Genomic DNA, 19,917 nt, shown 5'->3' with positions numbered 1-19,917 from the left:
TCACCTGATCTGGCCACCGCTATGAGTGGTCCGAACCTGCTCGCGCTGGCCGACCAGCTGGCGGCGGCTCTGCCCGGCCGCGACCTGACCTGCGACCTGAGCGACCTGCTCGGCCACAGCGGCGGCCTGAGCAGCGACTTCCGCCCGCTGTGGCCCGGCGCGACCTTCGCTGGCCCAGCGGTCACAGTGCGCACGGTGGGTACCAATCTGGGCACGGTCTACCGGGCGATCGGCAGTGCCCCACCCGGCAGCGTGCTCGTGATCGACACGCACGGCATCCGGCACTCGGCCTTCTGGGGCGAGAACACGACCCGCGCCGCCCTGGAACGCGGCGTGCGGGCGGCCGTCATCGGCGGCGCGTGCCGCGACGTGGCGGCCATCCGTCGCCTCGGCTTTCCGGTGGTCAGCACCGGCCACACGCCCCAGGCCGGTCTGCGCGACGACGAGGGTGAGGTCGCGGTGCCGGTATCGATCGGCGGCGTGCCCGTGCTGCCCGGCGACCTGATCGTCGGGGACGACAACGGCGTCGTGGTGGTGCCGGCCGCCGAGGCGCCTCGGGTGGTGAACGCCGTCCTGGCCGAGCTCGTGCAGGCCACGCTCTCCGAACAACGAGGAACCCTATGACCCAGACCACATCCACCGAATTCGCGCGTCTCAGCGCCGAGATCAACGACCTGCTGTGCGTCCTGAACCTGCTCACCTGGGACGCCCGCACGCAGATGCCGCCCGGTGGGAGCGCCACGCGCGGGCAGCAGATGGCGACCATCTCCAGTCTCGCGCGGGAACGGACGCTCGACCCGGCCTTCGAGCGGGCCGCGCAGGCCGACTCGGACAACCCGGCGGCCGCCCAGGCGCTGGAGGCCATCGCGGCGCTGAGGCGCGTACCGGACACGCTGACCCGCGACCTGGCCACGCTGAAGTCCCAGGCGCAGGACGTGTGGACGCGGGCGAAGGCCGCCAGCGACTTCGCGGCCTTCGCACCCATGCTGACGCGCATGGTCGATCTCAACCGGCAGCTCGCGGACGCGCTCGGCTACCAGGATCACCCGTATGACGCGCTGCTGAATCTGTACGAGCCGGGCCTGACTGGCCAGGCACTCACCCCGCTGTTCGCCCAGTTGCGGGCCCATCACGTGGCGCTGCTGGAGCGGATCACGGCGAAGTCTGCGCCACGCACCGATTTCCTGCGGCGGCACTACCCAGCGCAGGAGCAGAAGGCCTTCTCGCTGGCGGCGGCCGTGCGCTTCGGCTATGACGTGACGCGCGGCCGGCTCGACGAATCCGCGCACCCGTTCGAGATCAGTTTCACGCGCCAGGACGTGCGGATCACCACGCGCTTCCAGGAGCAGTTCCTGAGTGGCGCGCTGTTCGGCACGCTGCATGAGACCGGGCACGCGCTGTACGAGCAGGGCGTCGATCCGGCCCTGACCCGGACGCTCCTCGCCAGCGACCTGACCGGCCTGTACGCGGTGGGCGGCGCGAGTTACGGCACGCACGAAAGTCAGTCCCGGCTGTGGGAGAACCGCATCGGCCGTTCGCGGGCGTACTGGGAGCAGCACTACGCGTCCCTTCAGGCCGCCTTCCCGGAACAGCTCGGAGACATTTCCCTGGACGCCTTCCACCGCGCCGTGAACGAGGTGCGGCCCAGCCTGATCCGGGTGGAGGCCGATGAGCTCACCTACGACCTGCACATCATGCTGCGCGTGGAGCTGGAACGCGCCCTGATCGGCGGCGAGCTGGACGTGGCTGACCTGCCGGCCGCGTGGAACGCCCGCGTGAAGGCCGATCTGGGGCTGGACGTGCCGGACGACGCTCACGGGGTGTTGCAGGACATCCACTGGTCATCGGGACTGTTCGGGTCCTTCCCCACGTACACGGTCGGGAACATCATGGCCTCGCAGTTCTACGACGCGGCGCTGGCCGGGCTGCCGGAGCTGGAGGCGCAGCTCGCCCGCGGCGAGTACGCCCCCCTGCGCGGGTGGCTCACCGAGCACGTCTACCGCCACGGCCGCACGTATACGCCGCATGAACTGCTGATGCGCGCCACCGGGCGCGGCCTCGACCCGCAGCCGTACCTGGACTACCTCACCGGTAAATTCACCGCCCTCTACGAGCTGGATGCCCAGGAGGCCACCGCATGACCCGTTCCCATTCCGAATTGAAACTGTCCGGCAAGGTCGCGCTGGTGACCGGCGCGTCCAGCGGGATCGGCGAGGCGACCGCCCGCGCCCTGGATGCCGAGGGCGCCGCCGTCGTCCTGGTCGCCCGCCGCCGCGAGCGGCTGGACGCGCTGGCCGAGGAGCTCCGCCGCGACGGAGGACAGGCATCGGTCATCGTCGCCGACCTGTCCGACCCGGCGCAGGCCCGCGCCGCCGTGACGCAGGCCGTGACCACCCATGGGCGGCTCGACATCCTGGTGAACAACGCCGGGCTGATGCTGCTCGGCCCGGTCGCGGACGCCGATCCCACCGACTGGCAGCGCATGATGGATCTGAACGTGCTGGCCCTGATGCACTGTACGCAGGCCGCCGTGCAGGCCATGACGCCGCAGGGCACAGGGCACATCGTGAACATCTCCTCGGTGTCCGGGCGCGGCGCCGGACCGACCAGCGCGGGCTACAGCGCGACCAAATGGGCGGTGGGCGGGTTCAGCGAGGGCCTGCGGCAGGAAGTCCGGCTCCTGGGCCTCCGCGTGACGGTGATCGAGCCGGGCGTGGTCGCCACGGAACTCACCGATCACATCACGCACACGGCCACCAAGGACGCCTACGAGGGCCGCATCAAGCAGATGACGCCGCTGGAACCGGAGGACATCGCCGCCGCCGTGGTATACGCGACGACCCAGCCGCCGCGCGTCAACGTGAACGAGATCCTGATCCGCCCGCTCGACCAGGGCTGAGGGTTCAGACGGCCTCCGCACCCCTCCGGAAGATCCGGCACCAGTCCGAACCTTCTCCCATGCCTCGGAGGCCGCCTTTGATCCTTCTGTGTTCGGAGGTGTTCTCAGCCGTGGTTGAAGGTCGTGGTGCAGCCGCCGTCCACCGTGACGATCGAGCCGGTCATGAACGAGCTGGCGTCCGAGGCGAGGAAGGCGATCACGCGGGCGATCTCGTCCACGTGCGCCTGGCGGCCGATCGGCTGGCGGGCGGCGGCCGCCTCACGGCGAGCGTTCGCGGCGGCCTGGGCGTCCGGCCCCAGGCGGGCGCGGCCCCCGCCCATGTCGGTGTCCACGTAGCCGGGGCACACGGCGTTCACCCGGACGCCGTGCGGACCGTAGTCCACGGCGAGCTGACGGGTCAGGGTCACCACGCCCCCCTTCGATGCGCAGTACGCGGGGGCCAGCGGCGCGCCGATCAGGCCGTAGGTGGAGGCGACGTTCACGATCACGCCCCGGCGTTCCATCAGGTGCGGCAGGGCATATTTGGCGCACAGGAAGGGACCGCGCAGGTTCACCCCAATGACCCGGTCCCAGGTATCCACGTCGAGGTCGTGCAGCAGGCCCGCGCCGCCGGAGATGCCCGCGTTGTTCACGAGGATGTCCAGTCCGCCGTAGCGGTTCACGGTCTGCGTCACCAGGCCCTCGACCTGCGCGGCGTCGGCCACATCGCAGGGGATGAACACGGCGTCGCCGCCCGCGTCCCGGATGGCTTGCGCGGTGCCCTCGCCCCCGTCCGCGTTCACGTCGGCCACGACCACACGCGCCGCGGCCTGCGCCAGGGCGTGGGCAGTCGCCTGACCAATCCCGGACGACGCGCCGGTAACGATCGCCACCCGGCCTGGCAGTGAGGAGGCGGAGGCCGCAGGAACAGTTCCGGTAGGTTCAGTCATGGTGTCCCCACCCTAGCCCACATCAGCAATCCGACCGCCCAGACGACATTCATTCAGACCAGAGGTGAACCATGCCCACGTCCGACGAACACAGCTCCGATCCGCACCGTCCCGTCCTCGCCATTCATGGAGGGTGCGGCGCGATCCCACGCGCGTCCCTCACCCCCGAGGCGAACGCCGCCGCCCGGAACGCCCTGAGACGCGCCCTGGAGACCGGGTACGCCCTGCTGGACGCCGGGGGCAGCGCGGTCGACGCGGTGGCGGCGGCCGTCCAGGTCATGGAAGACGACCCGGTCTTCAACGCGGGGTACGGGGCCGCCCTGAACCGCGCCGGCGTGCATGAACTCGACGCCTCGCTGATGGACGGCGCGACCGGGCGGGCCGGGGCCATTGCCGGCGCGCGGCGCATCCGCCATCCGGTGCGGGTGGCCCGCGCCCTGGCCGAGGTGTCCGATCCCCTGCTCCTGATCGGCGAGGCCGCCGACGCGTGGGCCGGCGAACATGGGTTTGAACCGGTCGAGAACGCCTTCTTCACCACGCCCGCCCGCCAGGAGGCCCTCCAGAAGATGCTGGAGCGTGAGCAGTCGGGCACCACGGCGGGCGCGACCGAGCAGGAGAAACACGGCACCGTGGGCGCGGTCGCCCTCGACCGGCACGGGCACCTGGCCGCCGCGACGTCCACCGGCGGGTACACGGCCAAACCGGCCGGGCGGGTGGGCGATTCCCCGATCATCGGGGCGGGCACCTGGGCGGACGACCGCACCTGCGCCATATCCGGCACGGGCAAGGGGGAGCTGTTCATCCGCGTGGCTGCCGGGCACGACCTGCACGCCCGCATGCTGTACGGGGGGCAGACGCTCGCGCAGGCCGCCGAGGAGCTGATCCACGGCACGCTGACGGCGCTGGGGGGCGGAGGGGCGGGCCTGTGCGCGGTGGACCGGCACGGGAACGTGGTGCTTCCCTACAACACGGAGGGCATGTACCGGGGCTTCATCACCGGGGACCAGCTGTACGTCGCCATTCACGAGGACTGATGGCCCGCACCGGAGCAGTCGGGCCTAGAAGCGGTCGATGACGGTCACGCCCGTTCCCTGAAAGGCGTCCATGGTCGTGAGGGCGTCAGCCGCGTCGTCCAGACCGATGAGCCGCCCGATCAGCGCGGCGGGGTTGAGCTGCCCGCTCACGATCAGGCCGAGCATGCCGCCGTAGGTGTGGGCGGCCATGCCGTGGCTGCCGAGCAGCTCCAGTTCCCAGCCGATCACCCGATCCATCGGCACCGGGGGCCGCGCGTGGTCGGCCAGCAGCAGACCCACCTGGACGTGTCGACCCCGCCGGCGCAGGCCCAGCACCGAGTTCAGCAGTGTTTGCGGGTGCCCCAGGGCGTCCAGCGACAGGTGGGCCCCGCCCGACGTGGCGTCATGGATGGCGCCGGGCACGTCGGTGGTCGTACGGCCGTCGATGGTGACCTCTGCCCCGAGCGTGCGGGCAAGGTCGAGCTTCTCCCCGTCGATATCGACCGCGACGACCCGTGCGCCCAGGGCTCGGGCGATCATGATGGCCGAGAGGCCCACACCGCCGCAGCCGTGAACCGCCACCCATTCGCCCCCCCGCAGGCGGCCCTGCTGCGCCAGCGCGCGGAAGGCCGTGGCGAAGCGGCAGCCGAGGCTGGCGGCCGTGGCGAAGTCGAGCGTGTCGGGCAGCCGCACGAGGTTCTGGTCGGCGTAGCCCAGCGCCACGTACTGTGCGAAGGAGCCCCAGTGGGTGAAGCCCGGCTGGAACTGGGCATGACACACCTGCGGGTCACCGGCGCGGCAGGACTCGCAGCGGCCGCAGCCGGCAACGAAGGGCACGGTGACGCGGTCGCCGACGCCGAAGGTCCGGACCTGCGACCCGACGGCCACGACCGTGCCCGCCAGTTCATGACCGGGCACATGCGGCAGCGTGATGTCCGGGTCGTGGCCCATCCAGCCGTGCCAGTCGCTGCGGCACACGCCGCTGGCCCCGACCTCGACCACCACTCCGTCGGGCATGGGCTCGGGATCGGGCACGGTGGTCACGTGGGGTCGAGTTCCGAAGTCGGTGTAGAGCAGGGCACGCATGGCGCTCAGGGTAGAGGCTCGCGGCAGCCTGTGACCGGAACGGCGGTCAGCGGCCGGGAGTCAGGACGTCCACGTCGCGGATCGTGACGTAGGGAATCAGGCCGTCGGCGCGGGCGCGGGCGTAGGTCTGCGTGACCAGCGGCTCCGTGTCGGCGTAGTCGATGGCGAACACGGGCTTGCCCCGCGCCTTCCACAGCGCGTAATCGGAGAGCAGGGTGGTCTGCCGGGCGGCTTCGGTGGGCGTGTTCATGGCGTACACGAAGGTTTCCTCGTTCCCCAGGGCGTCCACGCAGGGTGCGTAGCCGGGGTCGCGGATCAGCTCGGAGGCATTCTGCGGAATGATCAGGAAGTGCGGATCGCGGGCGCGGGCGTGGGCCGCCAGCGTACACACCCACCGCACCATGTCCGCGCGGGCGGTCGGCTGCTGCGGGTTCTGTTCGTAGGCGTCCACCAGGTCGAGGTACACGCCGTCGAACCCGGACTCGATAACCCGGTCCAGCTGCGCGAGCATGATCGCCTGCCAGGCGGCGTTCCAGTACGCCACGTTGAAGCTGCCGGGCCACGCGGGATCCTCCTGGAGCAGCCATGGTGGCGGGTTCGTGTTCCAGTCCGGCTGCCAGTAAGGGCGGTAGTTCTCGGCCGCGCCGATGCTCAGGTACCCGATCATCAACCGGGCCGCGCCTCCGGTCGGGCGGGTGGCAGCGGCACCCACGTCCGCGGGCGTCCAGGGGGTGCCGTCGTCGTCTCCGGCGTCGACGACGACCAGATCGAAGCTGGATCGACGCACGGGATCGAGTCCGCCGGTTCCGTAGCCGGTGAGCTGGTAGCCCCAGGTGCGGGCCTGGGCCAGGCGTTCCGGGCGGGTTGCGGCGTCCGGCCCGGGCGTGAAGGTCGTGCCGGCCGTGCCCGACGAGGAGCAGGCGACGAGCAGCAGGGCCAGAAGGCCGAGGCGGGCAGTGGTCAAGAAAAGCCTCCAGGGAGGTCGAGGGAACGGGAGGTGACGAAGGTAGGCAGCCCGTGGGCGGCGGCGCGGGCTCTGGCCAACGCGGCCAGGGCGGGCGTGTCGGCATAGTCGAGGGCGAGCACGTCGAGGCCGCTGTTGGTCGCCGCGTGCAGCCAGTGTGCCGTATACGCGAGGCCGTCCGGGTCATGCAGATCCGGCGTGGGCGAGTGGGTGGTGCTGAAGGCCTCGAACAGCACACCGTCGATCAGGGGGATCAGGTCGTCCAGCAGCGCAAACCCCCGGTTGGCGTACAGCACCGCGAGCGGCCAGCGGGCGCGCACCGCGCGGATCAGCGCCACCGTGGCCTCCGGATCCGCGCTGTCGAGGGTGTCGAGGAGCAGGCCATCGGTGCGGGTCAGTGCGTCCGAGGCCCGCCGGAGGACGGTGGCCAGCCAGGCGGGATGGTGGGCATCCACGTGGACGCTGCCCCACGCCGGGTTGAGATCCCGGTGGTAGGGCTGGCTGCCGGGCACGCAGGCATACGCACCCAGCGGGTGATCCTCACCCACGCTCAGGTAGCCCAGCACGCGCGACGAGCCCCGCAGGTTCCGAAGTTGTGCGTCGCTGTACAGGCCGCTCTGGAGGATCACGGTGGCGTGCCGCGCCAGCACCCTGAGGCTGTCCGGGCACGGCACACCGTAGTAGACCGAGAGGGCCGCGCGGGGCACGGCACGCTCCACCGTGGTCAGCGGGGGGCGACGGTGACGGTGATCGATCCGGCGACGTCCACCGAACGGCTGCGGTAGGCCCCGTACAGGGTGCCGGCGGTATCGCCCGTGACGGTCACGGGCACGGTGCCGGCGGTGCTGGTGACGGTCACCTGGTTCGTCGCGCGGTTCCACACGCCGGTCAGGGTGCCGGCCGCCTTGGCCTTCTCCTCTTTCGAGTGACGCTCCACGTACGCGCCGAGATCAGTCCAGCGCAGGGTGGTCAGGGGCAGGGTGCTGTAGCGGCTGTACTTGTCCAGCGAGGCCCGCACCCAGTCGGTGGCGAGACTCTTACCTGCGGCGTACTGGCGCAGGTTCGTCTGGTGCATGTAATGCGGGAACGCGCCGCCGTCGAGGATGTGGTTGAGGGTGAAATCGCTGTCCTTGTCAAGGATCTCGGCGTAGGTCAGCTTGTGGTCGTAGTACGGGAACTTGCCGCCCGGCGCGTACATGCTGTTGTAGTACGCGGTCTCCTCGGTGGGATCCGTGACGTAGTAGGCCATGGCGTTGGGCCAGCGCGGAATCAGGAACACGCCACTGTTCATCGGGTGCGGCACGCCGCAGGTGGAGCAGCTGGCGTCCCAGTGGCTCGCCACGCTGTGGTCGCTGGCGATGTACCGCACGCCCGCATTCACGGCGGCGGTGAGCATGTTGGGGTTGCTGCGTCCCAGGCCCAGATCCTGCTTGGGCAGGTTGACGTCGGAGTCGTTGTAGGTGCCGTCATCGCTGGGATCCATGTTGCCCAGGCCGCTGTGCTCACCGGTCACCAGGGCGTTGCGGCTCATGCTCAGCCCCATCCGCGCGCCGATGGTGATGTTGTCGGCGATCTGGGAACTGGCGGTGGGCAGATCCATGACGTCCATACGCAGGTGGTCGCGGGTGTGGTTCACCCAGTCGAACTGGTTGTACAGGCACTTCGCGGCGCTGCTGAGCATGTCGCGGGTCAGGAAGGTCCAGTTGACGCACAGCGGCAGCACCGAGGTGTTCGCCCCTCCGCCGTTGAACATCAGGGCGTAGCGGAAGGTCTTCGCCACGGGATAGGCCGCCTGAACGTTCTTCATCTGGGTGTACACGTTCAGCAGGTCGTTGCCCGGGAGCCGGTACGGGTTGGGGCGCAGGAGGAGGGTGGTGGGATCCAGGCGATCACCGCTCAGGAACAGGTCATCGACATCGACCTGCAAGAAGCGCTTGTGCTCTCCGAGGTGCACGCCGCGCGTGAGCCACTGTGTGAGGCCATAGCTGAGCAGTTGCGAGTGCAGCAGGTACGGGTTCTGGGCGCTGGTCAGGATCAGGCGTTCGCGGCCGTCGGCACTGGTGCTGGTCGCGGCCAGGACGTTGCCCGCCGGATCGGTGGCGAGCACCTGGGTGGTCACGCCGGGCACCACGGTCACGGCCGAGGGGTAGGTATAGGCGTAATTGACGGGCACGCTGGCGGCGGTCAGGTCGCCGAACACCGCGCGTCCAGCCGGGCTCATGGTCAGGGAGGTTGTGGAGGTCTCGGTGCCCGGCACGGTCCGCAGACCATAGTCCTCGGGCGCGGTGCTGGGCGCGCCGTACAGGGCGACCTGCCGCACGCCGAAGGTGCGCTCGTACTCGAAGAGGGTGTCCCATTCGCCGGCGTCCAGGGCGCTGGGGTACAGGCCGCCCCCAGCGGCGTAGATCAGGGCGCTGCTGGTCAGGACGATCCCCTCGTAGCGGCCCACGCCATTCGCGTCGATCAGGCGGCCCATGTCGAGCGTGTCCACGGTGGCGTCCAGCACGTCGTAGGGCACGCCGGCCTCCTGGAGCATGGCCTTGGCCGTCGCGATGCCGAAGTCCCCGCTGCCGGAACTGATGACCAGGACTTTCAGGGCCGTCAGGTTCGTCTGGACGTTGGCGGGCAGCGCCTGCGCGTGCAGGCGGGTGGACGGCCGGATGGTGACCGGCCCCAGGCGGGCGTTGGTGGGGTAGGTGCGGGGATCGCCACTGAAACCGGGCAGCGACCGCTCCCCGCTGCCATGCCCGACATCGGTGTTCACGGTATCTGCGGCGCCCGGCCCCTGCGAGGTGGGTTCCTGGGTGGCGGCGGTCTGGGCAGCTGACGTCTGGGCGGCCGGCGCCTGGGTGCCGCTGCCGCACGAGGCGAGCAGCAGGCTGAGGGTCAGGGCGCTGAGGAGGTGGGCGGTGTGCTTGGTCATGAAAAAGCTCCTTGTGGAAGGCCGGGGCGCGGGCGGGGCGACGGGAAGACTCAGGTGGCGTGAACGGGGCCCAACAGGGCACTCAGGCTGCTTCGGAAGTCGTGCTGGGCGGTGAAGCCCGTGGCGTGCAGGCGGTTCAGGTCGGCCCGCTGGTACGGCACGTCGCCGCTGCGGGGGCTGCCGGGCGCGTCCTCGAGCAGCACGCCCCGGTAGTCGGTGAGCTCCGCGAGGCCCTGCACGACGTCCCGCACGGCCCTGGCCTCGCCGCTGCCGACGTTGATGACGTCGGGCAGCGCCGGGCCGGGCTGGCCAGCGTGGTGCAGGTGGTCGAGGACGTGCAGGGCGGCGCGGGCCACGTCGCGGGCATCCACGAAGTCCCGCTGCGCGCCGAGCGGCCCGAAGCGCAGTTCCGCGTGCCCGCGGCGGGCGGCGTCCTGGAGCAGCGCGGCGGCGCGGCCGGGCAGACTGCCGGCGTTCATGCCCTGCCCCAGGGGATTGGTGAGCCTCAGCGCGCAGGCCTGCACCCGACCGGAGCGCACCGCTTCCTGAAGGAGGACTGTGCCCGCCAGCTTGCTCGCCCCGTAGGCCGAGAGGGGGATGGCCGGGTCGGTCTCGGCGGCGGCGTGCTGCTCCGGGGTGCGGCCGTACTCGGCGGCCGAGGCGAAGTGCACCAGTGGAACGCCGGCACGCCCACAGGCGTCAAGGACTCCGGCGAGCACCTGCACGTTGGCCTGGGTGAGGTCGCTGAGCGGGCCGGCGGTGCGCCCGGCCGCATTGATCACGCCGTCCGCGTCACCAAGCAGGTCGTCCCAGGCGCTGGCGTCCAGGGCCGCGAGGTTCACGCCGCGCACCGGGCGCACGGCGCGGCCTGCGGCGCGCAGCGCGGAGGCCACATGCTGGCCGAGAAAGCCGGTCGTGCCGAGCAGCAGGGTGGGGCGGTCGTGATCCGCGCGGGTCGCCATGGCGGTCAGTCGGCGGCGCTCAGGTCGCTGAAGTACAGGTGCGGGAGCAGGATGGGCGCCATGTCGGCCCACTGCTCGTTGGCCGTGTCGTAATCCTCGGGCCTGCCGATGTCGAGCCAGTAACCGCCGAACAGGTCACTGCCGGGCCGCTGCCCGGCGCCGAGCAGGTCGAGCATCAGGGTGTCGAAGCCCAGCACCTGGCCCGGCGCGTAGCGGCGCAGGGTGTCGCGGGTCATGGCGTACACGCCCATGCTCACCTGGAAGGGCACGGTGGGCTTCTCGCGGAAGGCGACGATCTGTTGCCCGCTGTCGTCCACGTCGAGCACGCCGAATTCGCTGCGAACCTCGCGGCGGTACGTGGCGACGGTGACCGGCGCGCTCCCCTGCATGTGGCGGGTCAGGAAGGAGCCGTAGTCGAGGTTCGTCAGGACGTCGCCGTTCATGATCAGGAAGTGTTCGGGCAGGCGGTCGAGCACCTGCAGTACCGGGCCGATGGTGCCCAGGGGCGTGACCTCGTCGGTGTAGTCCACGCTCAGGCCGTAGCGGCTGCCGTCGCCGACGAAGGCGCGGATCAGGTGGCCCATGTGCCCGATGGCCAGCGTGACCGAGTGGAAGCCGCGTGACTGGAGCTGGTGCAGGACGATTTCCAGGATGGAGTAGGTATCGCCGATCGGCACGAGGGGCTTGGGAACGCAGGTGGTGTACGGGCGCAGGCGGGTACCTTTGCCTCCGGCGAGAATGACGGCGTGCATGCTGTCTCCTGGTCCCACGTGCGGTGGGCGCGCCGAGAGCGGTGGGGGGACGGAAACGCCGGGTGGCGGGGGGGCGGGCGAGGCGGCGTCCGGCGGCGAGGCGCAGGCCGGGGCCGGTCAGGGTCAGATGGTGTACTCCCCGACCCGGTAGCGGGCCAGGTTGACGGGGTCCGTGAACCACTCGGCGGTGCGGCGCAGGCCCTCTTCCAGCGTGAGTTGCGGCGCCCAGCCGGTCAGGGTGTGGAGTTCGGTGTGATCGGCGAGCAGGCGCATGACCTCGCTGCCCTCGGGGCGCAGGCGGATGTCCTCCTGCGTGACCTCCAGGTCGGCGCCCATGACCTGACCGATCAGGCGGACGGTGTCGCCCACCGTGATCTCGCGGCCGGAGCCGGCGTTCAGGGTGCGGCCCAGCACCTCGGGCCCGGCCTCGCCCACCGCGCGGAAGGCGCGGGCGGTGTCCGCGACGTAGTTGAAGTCCCGCGTGGGGCGCAGGTCGCCCAGGCGGATGCTGCGCTGCCCGGCCGCCACCTGGCTGATGATGGTGGGAATCACGGCGCGCGCGGACTGGCGCGGTCCATAGGTGTTGAAGGGCCGCAGTGTCACGACCGGCAGGCCGAAGCTCAGGAAGTAGGCCTCGGCGAGCTTGTCCGCGCCGATCTTGGTGGCGGAGTACGGCGACTGGCCCTGCAGGGGATGCGATTCGTGGATGGGCACGCTGCGGGCGGTGCCGTAGACCTCGCTGGTGCTGGTGTGCACGACCCTTCCGGTTCCGAGGTCGCGGGCGGCTTCCAGCACGTTCAGCGTGCCGGTGATGTTCGTCTCGACGTAGGAGCGCGGGGCCACGTACGAGTACGGAATGGCGATCAGGGCGGCCAGGTGGTACACCGTCTGCGCGCCCTGCATCAGCGCCCGCACGCTGCCGGCGTCGCGGACATCGCCGAGCTGCACCTCCACGTGCTGCATGACTTCGGGGCCGACCCGGTCGAGCCAGCCGTACGAGCCCTGCGAGTTGTAGATGGCCATGGCCCGGACGCGGTAGCCGGCCTGCACGAGTTCCTCGGTCAGGTGCGAGCCGATGAAGCCGTCGGCGCCGGTCACGGCGACCAGCGGGCGGGACGAGGCCTGAGAAGACGGGGTGGGCAGCATGGTCTGGGTCATCGGTAACTCCGTGGGTCGTGAGCGGCGTGCAGGACGAGGGCCGACAGGACGGCGCACAGCAGGCCCAGGCCTGTGGTGAGCGCCGGGAGGGAAGCGGCGGAGAACGCGGTGAGGAGCAGGGCGGCGCACACGGCCCAGCACGCGGTGAGGACGGTCAGCCGGCGGTGGTTGGCCAGCCAGGCGGTGAGCAGTAGGGCCGCGCCGTACAGGCCCACGAAGGCCCACGCGTCGGGTCGGGCGGGAAGGAATGGCGGCAGGCGCGGCACGACGTACGCGACACCGGCCAGGACGAGGCCGAAGAGGGCCGCCCCACACAGCACGGTGGGGGAACCGGCGCGACTCAGGCGCTCCAGATCCGGTGACAGCCGTGCGAGGCGCTGCAGGCGTTCCTGCACGTGCCAGACCGTCCCCTCCAGCAGGCCGGTGCCGAGCACCAGGGGCAGCAGGGTCCACGCGCCCAGACGGCCGGTGAGGAGCACGAACACCAGCGCCTGCATCCAGCCTGTCAGGGCCTGTGGCAGGTGCGCGCGCAGGGTCGCCCAGGTGGCTGGCAGCGCTCCGGCCGGGCGGGTGGCGTTCAGCGCCGAGAGCAGCGGCATGACCGCGAGCAGGCCCAGGGCGGCCAGCGCCGCACCGGTCGAGGGAGACACGTACACCACGACCGCCGCGAGCAGGGGGCTGGCATAGGCTCCGACGTACCGCACGGTGCGGTGCAGCGACAGCAGCACGCCCGCCGCTCCCGCCGAGAGGGCCACCGTACCGCCGACTACTGCCCCCAGACCCACCGTGTCGGGCGACAGCGCGCTCCAGCCCCCGGCGGGCATTCCCGGCAGCAGCGCGGCCCCCACGGCCCCACCCAGCACGCCGGCACCTGCGCCGACCGCCATCGCGAGCCGCATGGCCCGGCCGGGCACGCCGAGCGGTTCGGCGTAGCGCAGGCTGGCCAGCAGCGTCGTCCAGCCCCAGCCGAACATGGCCGCGAAGACGAAGGCGTCGGTGGCGCCCTGCCCCAGCGTCCGGGCGACAAGCAGGCCCGCCAGGCCGGGGAGCAGGTACAGCGGCCCGCGCAGCACGCGGTTCCAGGGGAACGCCGGCAGGGGCACCGTCGCCAGCCGGTCGAGGGCGCGGCCCGTGCCCCGCTGGCGGTAGAGCTGCTCGGCCGCGTCGAACAGTCCGCCGGTGCCGTAGCGGGTGCGCAGCGCCTCGTCGCCCAGACCATCGGCTTCGAGGTAGGCCGCGATCTCCTCCACGTCCACCACCCGCGCCCGCTCGGCGGCCAGGGTCAGGTCGACCTCGCGCAAGCGGTCGGGCAGGGAGGCCGGCCAGGCGGCGGCGCGTCCCGTGCCCAGTTCACTTCGGGCGCTCATCCCGCGCTCCCGGCCATGGCGGTGGGATACGCCCGTCGGTAGGCGACCAGGCAGCCGTCGAGGGTAAACAGTTCCATCACGCGCTCGCGGGCAGCACGGCCCAGGCGGGAGCGCAGGGGCGCGTCGTCGAGGAGCCGGCCCAGGGCGCTGGCGACCCCCATGACGTCGCGGGGCCGGACGATCAGACCGGCGTCTCCGACCGCCTCCGGCACGCCCCCGACGCGCGTGGCGACCGGGGGGCGACCCATGGCCATGGCCTCGATCACGCTGTACGGAAAGCCCTCGCTGACGCTGGTCAGCGCCACGATCTGCCCGGCCCGGTACGCGTCGGTGATGTCAGCCACGCGTCCCTCGAAGGTGACGTGCTCGCGCAGGTTCAATTGATCCGTCAGGGTCTCGCAGGCCTGGGCGTAGCCCTCATTGCCGGCAGGCACGCCCCCGAACAGGCGTAAACGCGCCGTGGGCCGCTGCCGGCGCACCAGGTCGAAGGCGCGGATCAGGGTCTCGATGTCCTTGAGGGGATCGATGCGGCCCACCCAGCTCACCACCGGCTGGCTCGGTTCATCCTCTGCGACCGGGAAGATCTCCGGGTCGATGCCGTTGTACACGCAGTGGATCTTGTCCGGATGCGTGCCCAGGCGTTCCTCCCAGCGGCGGTTGTACTGCGAGCCAGGCAGCACCAGGGCCGCTCCCTGGTAGACGGTGGTGGTGAGCAGGCGGTAAAAGCGCAGCAGCATGCCCTTGAAGCCCGGCGAATACGGAGCGCGCCGGAATTCCAGGTAGCGTTCGCGCATGTACACCCCGTGTTCGGTGAGGACAAACGGCGTGCCATGCGTCCACAGGCCGTTCAGGGCCAGCATGCCGGCGAAGCCGTTGCTGACGGCGTGGCCGACCTCGGCCTCGGGGGCGGGCGTGCACAGGGGGCGCAGCGCGTGTTCCAGCCAGGTCTGCACGTCCAGGGCGTCGGCCACGCTGGGGGTGGGCAGGCGGGGAGCGCTGCGCTCCCGGCCCGGGCGCTGCCGGGCGGAGGCGGCACTCCAGGTCTCCAGCAGCATCCGGGTCATGCGGGGCGAGTCCAGTACGGCCGTAAATCCGCCCGAGCGTCCCAGCGCCGCGAAGGTGCGCAGGGCGACCGCGAAGGCCGCCTGGTTCAGGTCGCACAGCGCGCCGATCAGCGCCGCGAAGGCGTCCGAGACCCGGTGGGCCCAGTCCGGCTGACGGCCCCCGGATCGCGGGGCTTCGCCCCACAGCGGCACGGCGACGGCCCGGACGTTGGCCGGCAGCTCCATGGCGGGCCGGGGGTAGGGCACACCCGTAATGGCCCGCACGTCGAAGGCGTGATCGCCCAGGCCCCGAACCAGCTGATCCACCCACACGCTCACGCCGCCGTGCGACTGCGGGTAGGTGCCCTCGGTGTAGAGGGCCACCCGCAGGCTGGCGTTGCTAAAGGCAGGAGAAAGCAGAACAGGGGTCATAGACGTCCTGGGTGCGTGGGCACGGAATGAGGGGGGATGACCGTCGTGCGAAGCCGGAATGCGAGCCCCAGCATGGAGCCAACAAATGCGAGATATTTAACATACCGCATGAATATTGTGAAAAAAGCCTGACCGCGGCACCAGCCCCCGCCGGGTGTCGGAGTCAGTAACGATCATGAAACGGGCAGGGATCAGCACGAAAACCATGTCCCAGCCAGCCTTTAGCCGGGCCTTAACTTCGGGGCATCATCACGCGCTAACACGCGGCCTTGGATGTGATTTATAAATGTGTCCTCAGTTGCAATGAAGGGCACGCCGGCGAACATCGAGTGCGCTGTGACAGGACTTCGACTCCCCCCGCAGTGGGGGCATGGCTCCCCCCGTTCCCCCAGAAGAACCGGCGATCGAGTGGAGCCAGGGTTCGCCCGTGGTCTCACGAGGCCGCCTGACCCTGCAGGCCAGCGCCCGGTGGGGGAATGGCGTTGCGGAACGACCCGATGGTCACCGTCCGGTAAGGACGTGGTAACGACCTGATCTCTAAGCTCGGGCCGCAGATGGTCGCCTCCGCCCGCCCCTCCAGACTCGGACCTGCGCTCGCCGCAGCGGTCGCCGTGCACATGCTGTTCGAGCTGCTGCCGCACCCCGGCGAGATCGGCCTGTGGCTGGCCGATCTGCTGAGTATTCCCGCCTACCTCCTGGCGGGCGTGGCCTGCCTGCACACGGCCCGACAGGGCACCGTGGAGCTGCGGATCGCCTGGCGCGCCTTCGGCGTTGGCCTTCTCGCCTACGCCGGTGGGAACATGCTGTGGACGTACCTGGAACTCGTCCGGCATGTCCAGCCTTTCCCGTCCGTGGCCGATCTGCTGTACCTGAGTCTGCCGGTGGCCTTCATGGCCGGGTTCCTGAAATTGCCCCGGCGTGGTGCGGCCAGACTCTGGGGCCTGACCCTGGGCCTCGACATGGCCCTGGTGCTGGGCTGCGCGGCCCTGTACTTCTGGCATTTTCTGGGCTCGGTCACCCTCAGGATCTACGCCGGACAGCCCCTTGAGGGCACCGTGGCCCTCGCTTACCCGGCCCTCGACCTGGCGCTCCTGGCCATGGCGCTCGTGCTGGCCGTCCAGGGCGGCGGCCTGCCCCGGCGTCCCGGCCTCCTGCTGGCCCTCGGTATGGTCAGCCAGGTCGTTGCCGACAGCGTGTTCGCCTTTCTGACCGCCCGGGATGCCTACGCCTCCGCCGCGTTCACCGACAGCTTCTGGTCGCTGGCGGCCGCCCTGATTGGCGCCGCCGCCCTGGAGGCCCGTCACCCGTCGGCCCAGGAAGGTGGCGTGCCCCCTGGAACGCGCTGGTGGACGCTCGCTCCGTTTCTGGCGGTGATCTCCACGACCGGCCTGCAACTCTTCACGCTGGCGGGACAGGAAACTGGATCGACCGCCGTGCTGCTGGGCGGCGGCCTGTTGACCCTGCTGGTCGTGGCCCGCCAGGCCCTGAGTGTCCAGGAGAACGCACGGCTCGCGGCGGCGCTGCGGGACTCGTCCGAGAAGCTGGAACTCCGGGTCGCCCAGCGCACCCAGGAGTTGAGCGTGAAGGGACACGCGTTGGACCGGGCAAACGAGGATCTGCGCGCCCTCTCCCGCGAACTGGAGGCCAAGGTCATCCAACGGACGGCCGCGCTCGCGGCCAGCCACGCGCAGCTCTCGCATCAGGCGCAGCACGACGCGCTGACCGGCCTGCCCAACCGCGTCCTGTTCGAGGATCGCCTTGCGCAGGCGACCCACCACGCCGCGCGGTACGGCGGCCTGCTGGCGGTCATCTTCATCGACCTGGACGGTTTTAAGTATGTGAATGACACGCTCGGGCACCTCGCTGGTGATGACGTGCTGCGCGAGGTCGGGCGGCGCCTGACGGACGTCGTCCGGGCGGCCGACACGGTCGCCCGGCTGGGCGGCGATGAATTCGTGATCCTGCTCACCGAGGTCGGGCAGGTGGCCGACGTGCGGATGGTCACGCACCGGCTGCTCGACCAGATCACCGTTCCGATCTTGGCCGCCGGACAGGACGTCCGGATCACAGCGTCGATGGGCGTCAGCCTCTCGCCCGCTGACGGCGACACCCCGCACACCCTGCTGATGAATGCGGACGTCGCGATGTACGACGCCAAGCAGCAGGGCAAGAACGCCGTTCGCTTCTATGCGCCCAGCATGAACGCGGCGGCCCAGCGCCGATCCAACGTCGAGCGGCGCCTGCGGGGGGCCCTGGCTCGCCACGAGTTCACGTTGCATTACCAGCCCCAGCACGACGCGCGTGGCACGCTACGTGGGTTCGAGGCCCTGCTGCGCTGGACCGATCCTGACCTGGGCACCGTCTCCCCTGCCGAGTTCATCCCCATCGCAGAACACGCGGGCCTGATCGTCCCCATCGGCGCGTGGGTGCTCGACGAGGCCCTCCGGCAGCTCGCCGAGTGGCAGGGGGAGGGCCTGCCGCCCGTACGGATGGCGATCAATGTCTCGCCCGCCCAGTTCGCCCGTGAGGAGTTCGTGACCTCGGTCGTCGATACGCTGGCCCGGCATGGCCTGAACGCCCAGTGGCTGGAGCTGGAACTCACGGAACAGCTGGTCGTGCAGGATATCCAGGCGACGGCGGCCAAGATGGCTGCCCTCAGCGCCCTGGGTGTCCGGGTGGCCATCGATGACTTCGGGGCGGGCCACTCGGCCCTGATTTATCTGATGCGCCTGCCCGTGACCATGCTGAAAATCGACCGGGCCTTCATCCATGATCTGGGACGCGTCGAGGGCGCAACGCGCATTGTCGGCGCCATCACCGCGCTCGCGCACGCCCTCGGCCTCGAGGTCGTGGCCGAGGGGGTTGAGACGGAGCGGCAGCTCCAGGAAGTCCGGGCGCTGGGGTGCGAATTCACGCAGGGCTACCTGCTCGGCCGGCCCAGGCCCGCCGCCCAGGCCCGCGCCAGCCTGGCCGACCTGGCGCAGCACCACCGTCGTCCCGTGGTCAGCCCGGACATGGCGCTGGACCGGGCGCATCGGTAACGCGCGCCCCGCCACGCCACTCCGAGGACTGGTGTTGAATTACCCGCCAGGGCTGGTTACGGTTTCCTGAGCAGAGCAGCGTCCAGCGCGAGGAGCCGGTCGCCCAGCGATCCCCGGTACGTGAACTCGGCGGGGTCATCCACGCCCGCGCCCAGCACGGGGGCACTGAGGCGATGAAGTTCCTGGATCAGGTCGGCCAGGAACGGGTGGAGATCGAACAGCAGATCGCGGTTGCGGCCCGCTTCGAGGGCACGCAGCACGCGCGCCAGGGCCGACGCGGCCTCCCGGAGTTCCTGGGCCAATGTCGTGTGGTCATGTGCCGTGGCGCCCACCGTGAGGGCCTGGGCGGCCTCCAGCAGCGCCTGCGCCCGTGGCCCGAGTTCGCCTGGCAGGTACAGCGAGTCGGCCAGGACACGCAGGCCGGGCAGCAGATCCATGTCGTCCGGCCGGGCGCCGAAGTCCGGGAGCCACGCGACCAGCGCGCGTTCCAGCGAGTCGGTCGGCGTCCAGTCCGCCGGCGCGTGGGCATACTCGGCGAGGCTGTGCAGGCCCGGCGTATTCGGTTCGAGGGGCGTGTTTGGATTGCTGAGGATGCCGGCCAGGTGGTCGCGCAGGGCCAGGGGGCGGCCCGCGTACGGCCCGAGGTGCAGGCGGTGCAGGGTGTAATCGCTGGCGTGCAGGTTGTCCCACAGCAGCGCGGGGCGGCGCAGCACCGCGTTCACTTCCAGAATGCTCTCCACGCTGATCGTGGGGGAAACGACCTGCGGCCCCGTCCAGAACACCTCGATGCCGTCGCGCAGGCCGCGACCCAGCGCGTGCAGGTATGGGGATTCCGGCACCGACGGCACCGCACGGTCACCGCAGTATTCCGTCGGGCAGAACAGGAAGAGGCCGGCCTGCCCCTGTGGCCAGAGCGAGTCCACGACCACGTGAGCGGCCTCCACCTGCACGCGGGCCTGTGCGGCGCGATCATCGCTGTAGGGAATGTCATCGAACAGCAGGGCGAAATCGGTGATGCCAAGCGCGGCGACCTGCAAGAACTTACCGGACAGGGCCGCGCGGTCTTCGGCGGACGACCAGTCCAGATCGAGACCCGGCGACAGCGCGTACACGACCCGCACGCCCTGCGAGCGGGCGGCGGCGGCCAGGTCGGACAGCGCCTGCGCCTGCGCGGCCGGGTAGGGCTCGCGCCAGTGTTGCCGGTGCCAGGGATCGTCCTTTGGCGCGTACAGGTACGTCTCCATGCCCCACCCCGCCATGCGGCTGAACAGGCGTTCACGCTGCGCGACCGTCCACGGAGGCCCATAGAAGCCCTCAATGACGCCGAGAAGCTTCATTGACCCCCTCT

16 protein-coding genes are annotated in these 19,917 nt (G+C 70.7%); 5 read left to right on the top strand and 11 right to left on the bottom strand.

Annotated features, from left to right (window positions below; all coding sequences use genetic code 11):
- Positions 1-21 precede the first annotated feature (21 nt).
- From E7T09_RS09750 to E7T09_RS09740, 3 genes are read left to right on the top strand one after another with little or no spacing between them, the layout of a single operon-like run.
- Positions 22-624: an RraA family protein gene (locus E7T09_RS09750; RefSeq protein WP_240741717.1), complete on the top strand. Its 603-nt coding sequence runs from the start codon at positions 22-24 to the stop codon at positions 622-624.
- Positions 621-2,141, top strand: coding sequence for a carboxypeptidase M32 (locus E7T09_RS09745; RefSeq protein ID WP_136388963.1), 1,521 nt, complete (start codon positions 621-623; stop codon positions 2,139-2,141). The genes E7T09_RS09750 and E7T09_RS09745 overlap by 4 nt, the downstream gene beginning before the upstream one ends.
- A complete protein-coding gene (locus tag E7T09_RS09740; protein ID WP_136388962.1) occupies positions 2,138-2,899 on the top strand; it encodes an SDR family NAD(P)-dependent oxidoreductase in 762 nt (253 codons plus the stop codon). Before E7T09_RS09745 ends, E7T09_RS09740 begins: the two co-directional genes overlap by 4 nt.
- A gap of 104 nt (positions 2,900-3,003) precedes the next feature.
- On the opposite strand, the gene E7T09_RS09735 is transcribed toward E7T09_RS09740, so the two are convergent.
- Positions 3,004-3,828, bottom strand: a complete 825-nt coding sequence (locus E7T09_RS09735; RefSeq protein WP_136388961.1) for an SDR family NAD(P)-dependent oxidoreductase — start codon at positions 3,826-3,828, stop codon at positions 3,004-3,006.
- Positions 3,829-3,899: 71 nt separating this feature from the next.
- Between E7T09_RS09735 and E7T09_RS09730 the strand changes: the two genes are divergently transcribed.
- Positions 3,900-4,862 (top strand): isoaspartyl peptidase/L-asparaginase family protein, encoded by a 963-nt coding sequence (locus E7T09_RS09730; protein WP_136388960.1) that lies wholly within the window; start codon positions 3,900-3,902, stop codon positions 4,860-4,862.
- A gap of 24 nt (positions 4,863-4,886) precedes the next feature.
- On the opposite strand, the gene E7T09_RS09725 is transcribed toward E7T09_RS09730, so the two are convergent.
- From E7T09_RS09725 to pelF, 9 genes are all read right to left on the bottom strand, one after another.
- Positions 4,887-5,927, bottom strand: a complete 1,041-nt coding sequence (locus E7T09_RS09725) for a zinc-dependent alcohol dehydrogenase family protein (protein WP_136388959.1) — start codon at positions 5,925-5,927, stop codon at positions 4,887-4,889.
- Positions 5,928-5,973: 46 nt separating this feature from the next.
- Positions 5,974-6,891: an MJ1477/TM1410 family putative glycoside hydrolase gene (locus E7T09_RS09720; protein WP_136388958.1), complete on the bottom strand. Its 918-nt coding sequence runs from the start codon at positions 6,889-6,891 to the stop codon at positions 5,974-5,976.
- Entirely contained in the window at positions 6,888-7,598 is a 711-nt protein-coding gene (locus tag E7T09_RS09715; protein ID WP_240741716.1) for a hypothetical protein, read from the bottom strand. The genes E7T09_RS09720 and E7T09_RS09715 overlap by 4 nt, the downstream gene beginning before the upstream one ends.
- A gap of 17 nt (positions 7,599-7,615) precedes the next feature.
- Positions 7,616-9,814 (bottom strand): hypothetical protein, encoded by a 2,199-nt coding sequence (locus E7T09_RS09710; RefSeq protein ID WP_136388957.1) that lies wholly within the window; start codon positions 9,812-9,814, stop codon positions 7,616-7,618.
- A gap of 50 nt (positions 9,815-9,864) precedes the next feature.
- Positions 9,865-10,776 carry an NAD(P)-dependent oxidoreductase gene (locus tag E7T09_RS09705; RefSeq protein WP_136388956.1) on the bottom strand — a complete coding sequence of 304 codons (912 nt, stop codon included), beginning with the start codon at positions 10,774-10,776 and terminating at the stop codon, positions 9,865-9,867.
- A gap of 5 nt (positions 10,777-10,781) precedes the next feature.
- A complete protein-coding gene (locus tag E7T09_RS09700; RefSeq protein ID WP_136388955.1) occupies positions 10,782-11,528 on the bottom strand; it encodes a nucleotidyltransferase family protein in 747 nt (248 codons plus the stop codon).
- Positions 11,529-11,651: 123 nt separating this feature from the next.
- Positions 11,652-12,686: an SDR family NAD(P)-dependent oxidoreductase gene (locus E7T09_RS09695; protein ID WP_136388954.1), complete on the bottom strand. Its 1,035-nt coding sequence runs from the start codon at positions 12,684-12,686 to the stop codon at positions 11,652-11,654.
- Positions 12,683-14,053, bottom strand: coding sequence for a hypothetical protein (locus E7T09_RS09690; protein WP_240741715.1), 1,371 nt, complete (start codon positions 14,051-14,053; stop codon positions 12,683-12,685). The genes E7T09_RS09695 and E7T09_RS09690 overlap by 4 nt, the downstream gene beginning before the upstream one ends.
- Positions 14,050-15,528 (bottom strand): GT4 family glycosyltransferase PelF, encoded by a 1,479-nt coding sequence (pelF, locus tag E7T09_RS09685; RefSeq protein WP_136388953.1) that lies wholly within the window; start codon positions 15,526-15,528, stop codon positions 14,050-14,052. Before pelF ends, E7T09_RS09690 begins: the two co-directional genes overlap by 4 nt.
- 554 nt (positions 15,529-16,082) lie before the next feature.
- Here pelF and E7T09_RS09680 point away from each other — a divergent pair.
- Positions 16,083-18,569 (top strand): bifunctional diguanylate cyclase/phosphodiesterase, encoded by a 2,487-nt coding sequence (locus E7T09_RS09680; protein WP_136388952.1) that lies wholly within the window; start codon positions 16,083-16,085, stop codon positions 18,567-18,569.
- Positions 18,570-18,625: 56 nt separating this feature from the next.
- Here the strand turns inward: E7T09_RS09680 and E7T09_RS09675 are convergent, their stop codons facing one another.
- Positions 18,626-19,906: a beta-N-acetylglucosaminidase domain-containing protein gene (locus tag E7T09_RS09675; RefSeq protein ID WP_136388951.1), complete on the bottom strand. Its 1,281-nt coding sequence runs from the start codon at positions 19,904-19,906 to the stop codon at positions 18,626-18,628.
- Positions 19,907-19,917 lie beyond the last annotated feature (11 nt).

Origin of the sequence: Deinococcus sp. KSM4-11, assembly GCF_004801415.1 — a bacterium.
GTDB lineage: Bacteria > Deinococcota > Deinococci > Deinococcales > Deinococcaceae > Deinococcus.
Note: the sequence above shows the minus strand (reverse complement) of the source record. Positions and strands in the feature narration are given on the sequence as shown.

Excerpts from the sequence above, each read along its gene's own strand:
- E7T09_RS09750 (WP_240741717.1), top strand. The coding sequence starts at position 22 with ATGAGTGGTCCGAACCTGCTCGCGCTGGCCGACCAGCTGGCGGCGGCT.
- E7T09_RS09690 (WP_240741715.1), bottom strand. The coding sequence starts at position 14,053 with ATGAGCGCCCGAAGTGAACTGGGCACGGGACGCGCCGCCGCCTGGCCG.
- E7T09_RS09680 (WP_136388952.1), top strand. The coding sequence starts at position 16,083 with ATGGTCGCCTCCGCCCGCCCCTCCAGACTCGGACCTGCGCTCGCCGCA.
- pelF (WP_136388953.1), bottom strand. The coding sequence starts at position 15,528 with ATGACCCCTGTTCTGCTTTCTCCTGCCTTTAGCAACGCCAGCCTGCGG.
- E7T09_RS09725 (WP_136388959.1), bottom strand. The coding sequence starts at position 5,927 with ATGCGTGCCCTGCTCTACACCGACTTCGGAACTCGACCCCACGTGACC.
- E7T09_RS09695 (WP_136388954.1), bottom strand. The coding sequence starts at position 12,686 with ATGACCCAGACCATGCTGCCCACCCCGTCTTCTCAGGCCTCGTCCCGC.
- E7T09_RS09730 (WP_136388960.1), top strand. The coding sequence starts at position 3,900 with ATGCCCACGTCCGACGAACACAGCTCCGATCCGCACCGTCCCGTCCTC.
- E7T09_RS09710 (WP_136388957.1), bottom strand. The coding sequence starts at position 9,814 with ATGACCAAGCACACCGCCCACCTCCTCAGCGCCCTGACCCTCAGCCTG.
- E7T09_RS09675 (WP_136388951.1), bottom strand. The coding sequence starts at position 19,906 with ATGAAGCTTCTCGGCGTCATTGAGGGCTTCTATGGGCCTCCGTGGACG.
- E7T09_RS09745 (WP_136388963.1), top strand. The coding sequence starts at position 621 with ATGACCCAGACCACATCCACCGAATTCGCGCGTCTCAGCGCCGAGATC.
- E7T09_RS09740 (WP_136388962.1), top strand. The coding sequence starts at position 2,138 with ATGACCCGTTCCCATTCCGAATTGAAACTGTCCGGCAAGGTCGCGCTG.
- E7T09_RS09705 (WP_136388956.1), bottom strand. The coding sequence starts at position 10,776 with ATGGCGACCCGCGCGGATCACGACCGCCCCACCCTGCTGCTCGGCACG.
- E7T09_RS09735 (WP_136388961.1), bottom strand. The coding sequence starts at position 3,828 with ATGACTGAACCTACCGGAACTGTTCCTGCGGCCTCCGCCTCCTCACTG.
- E7T09_RS09700 (WP_136388955.1), bottom strand. The coding sequence starts at position 11,528 with ATGCACGCCGTCATTCTCGCCGGAGGCAAAGGTACCCGCCTGCGCCCG.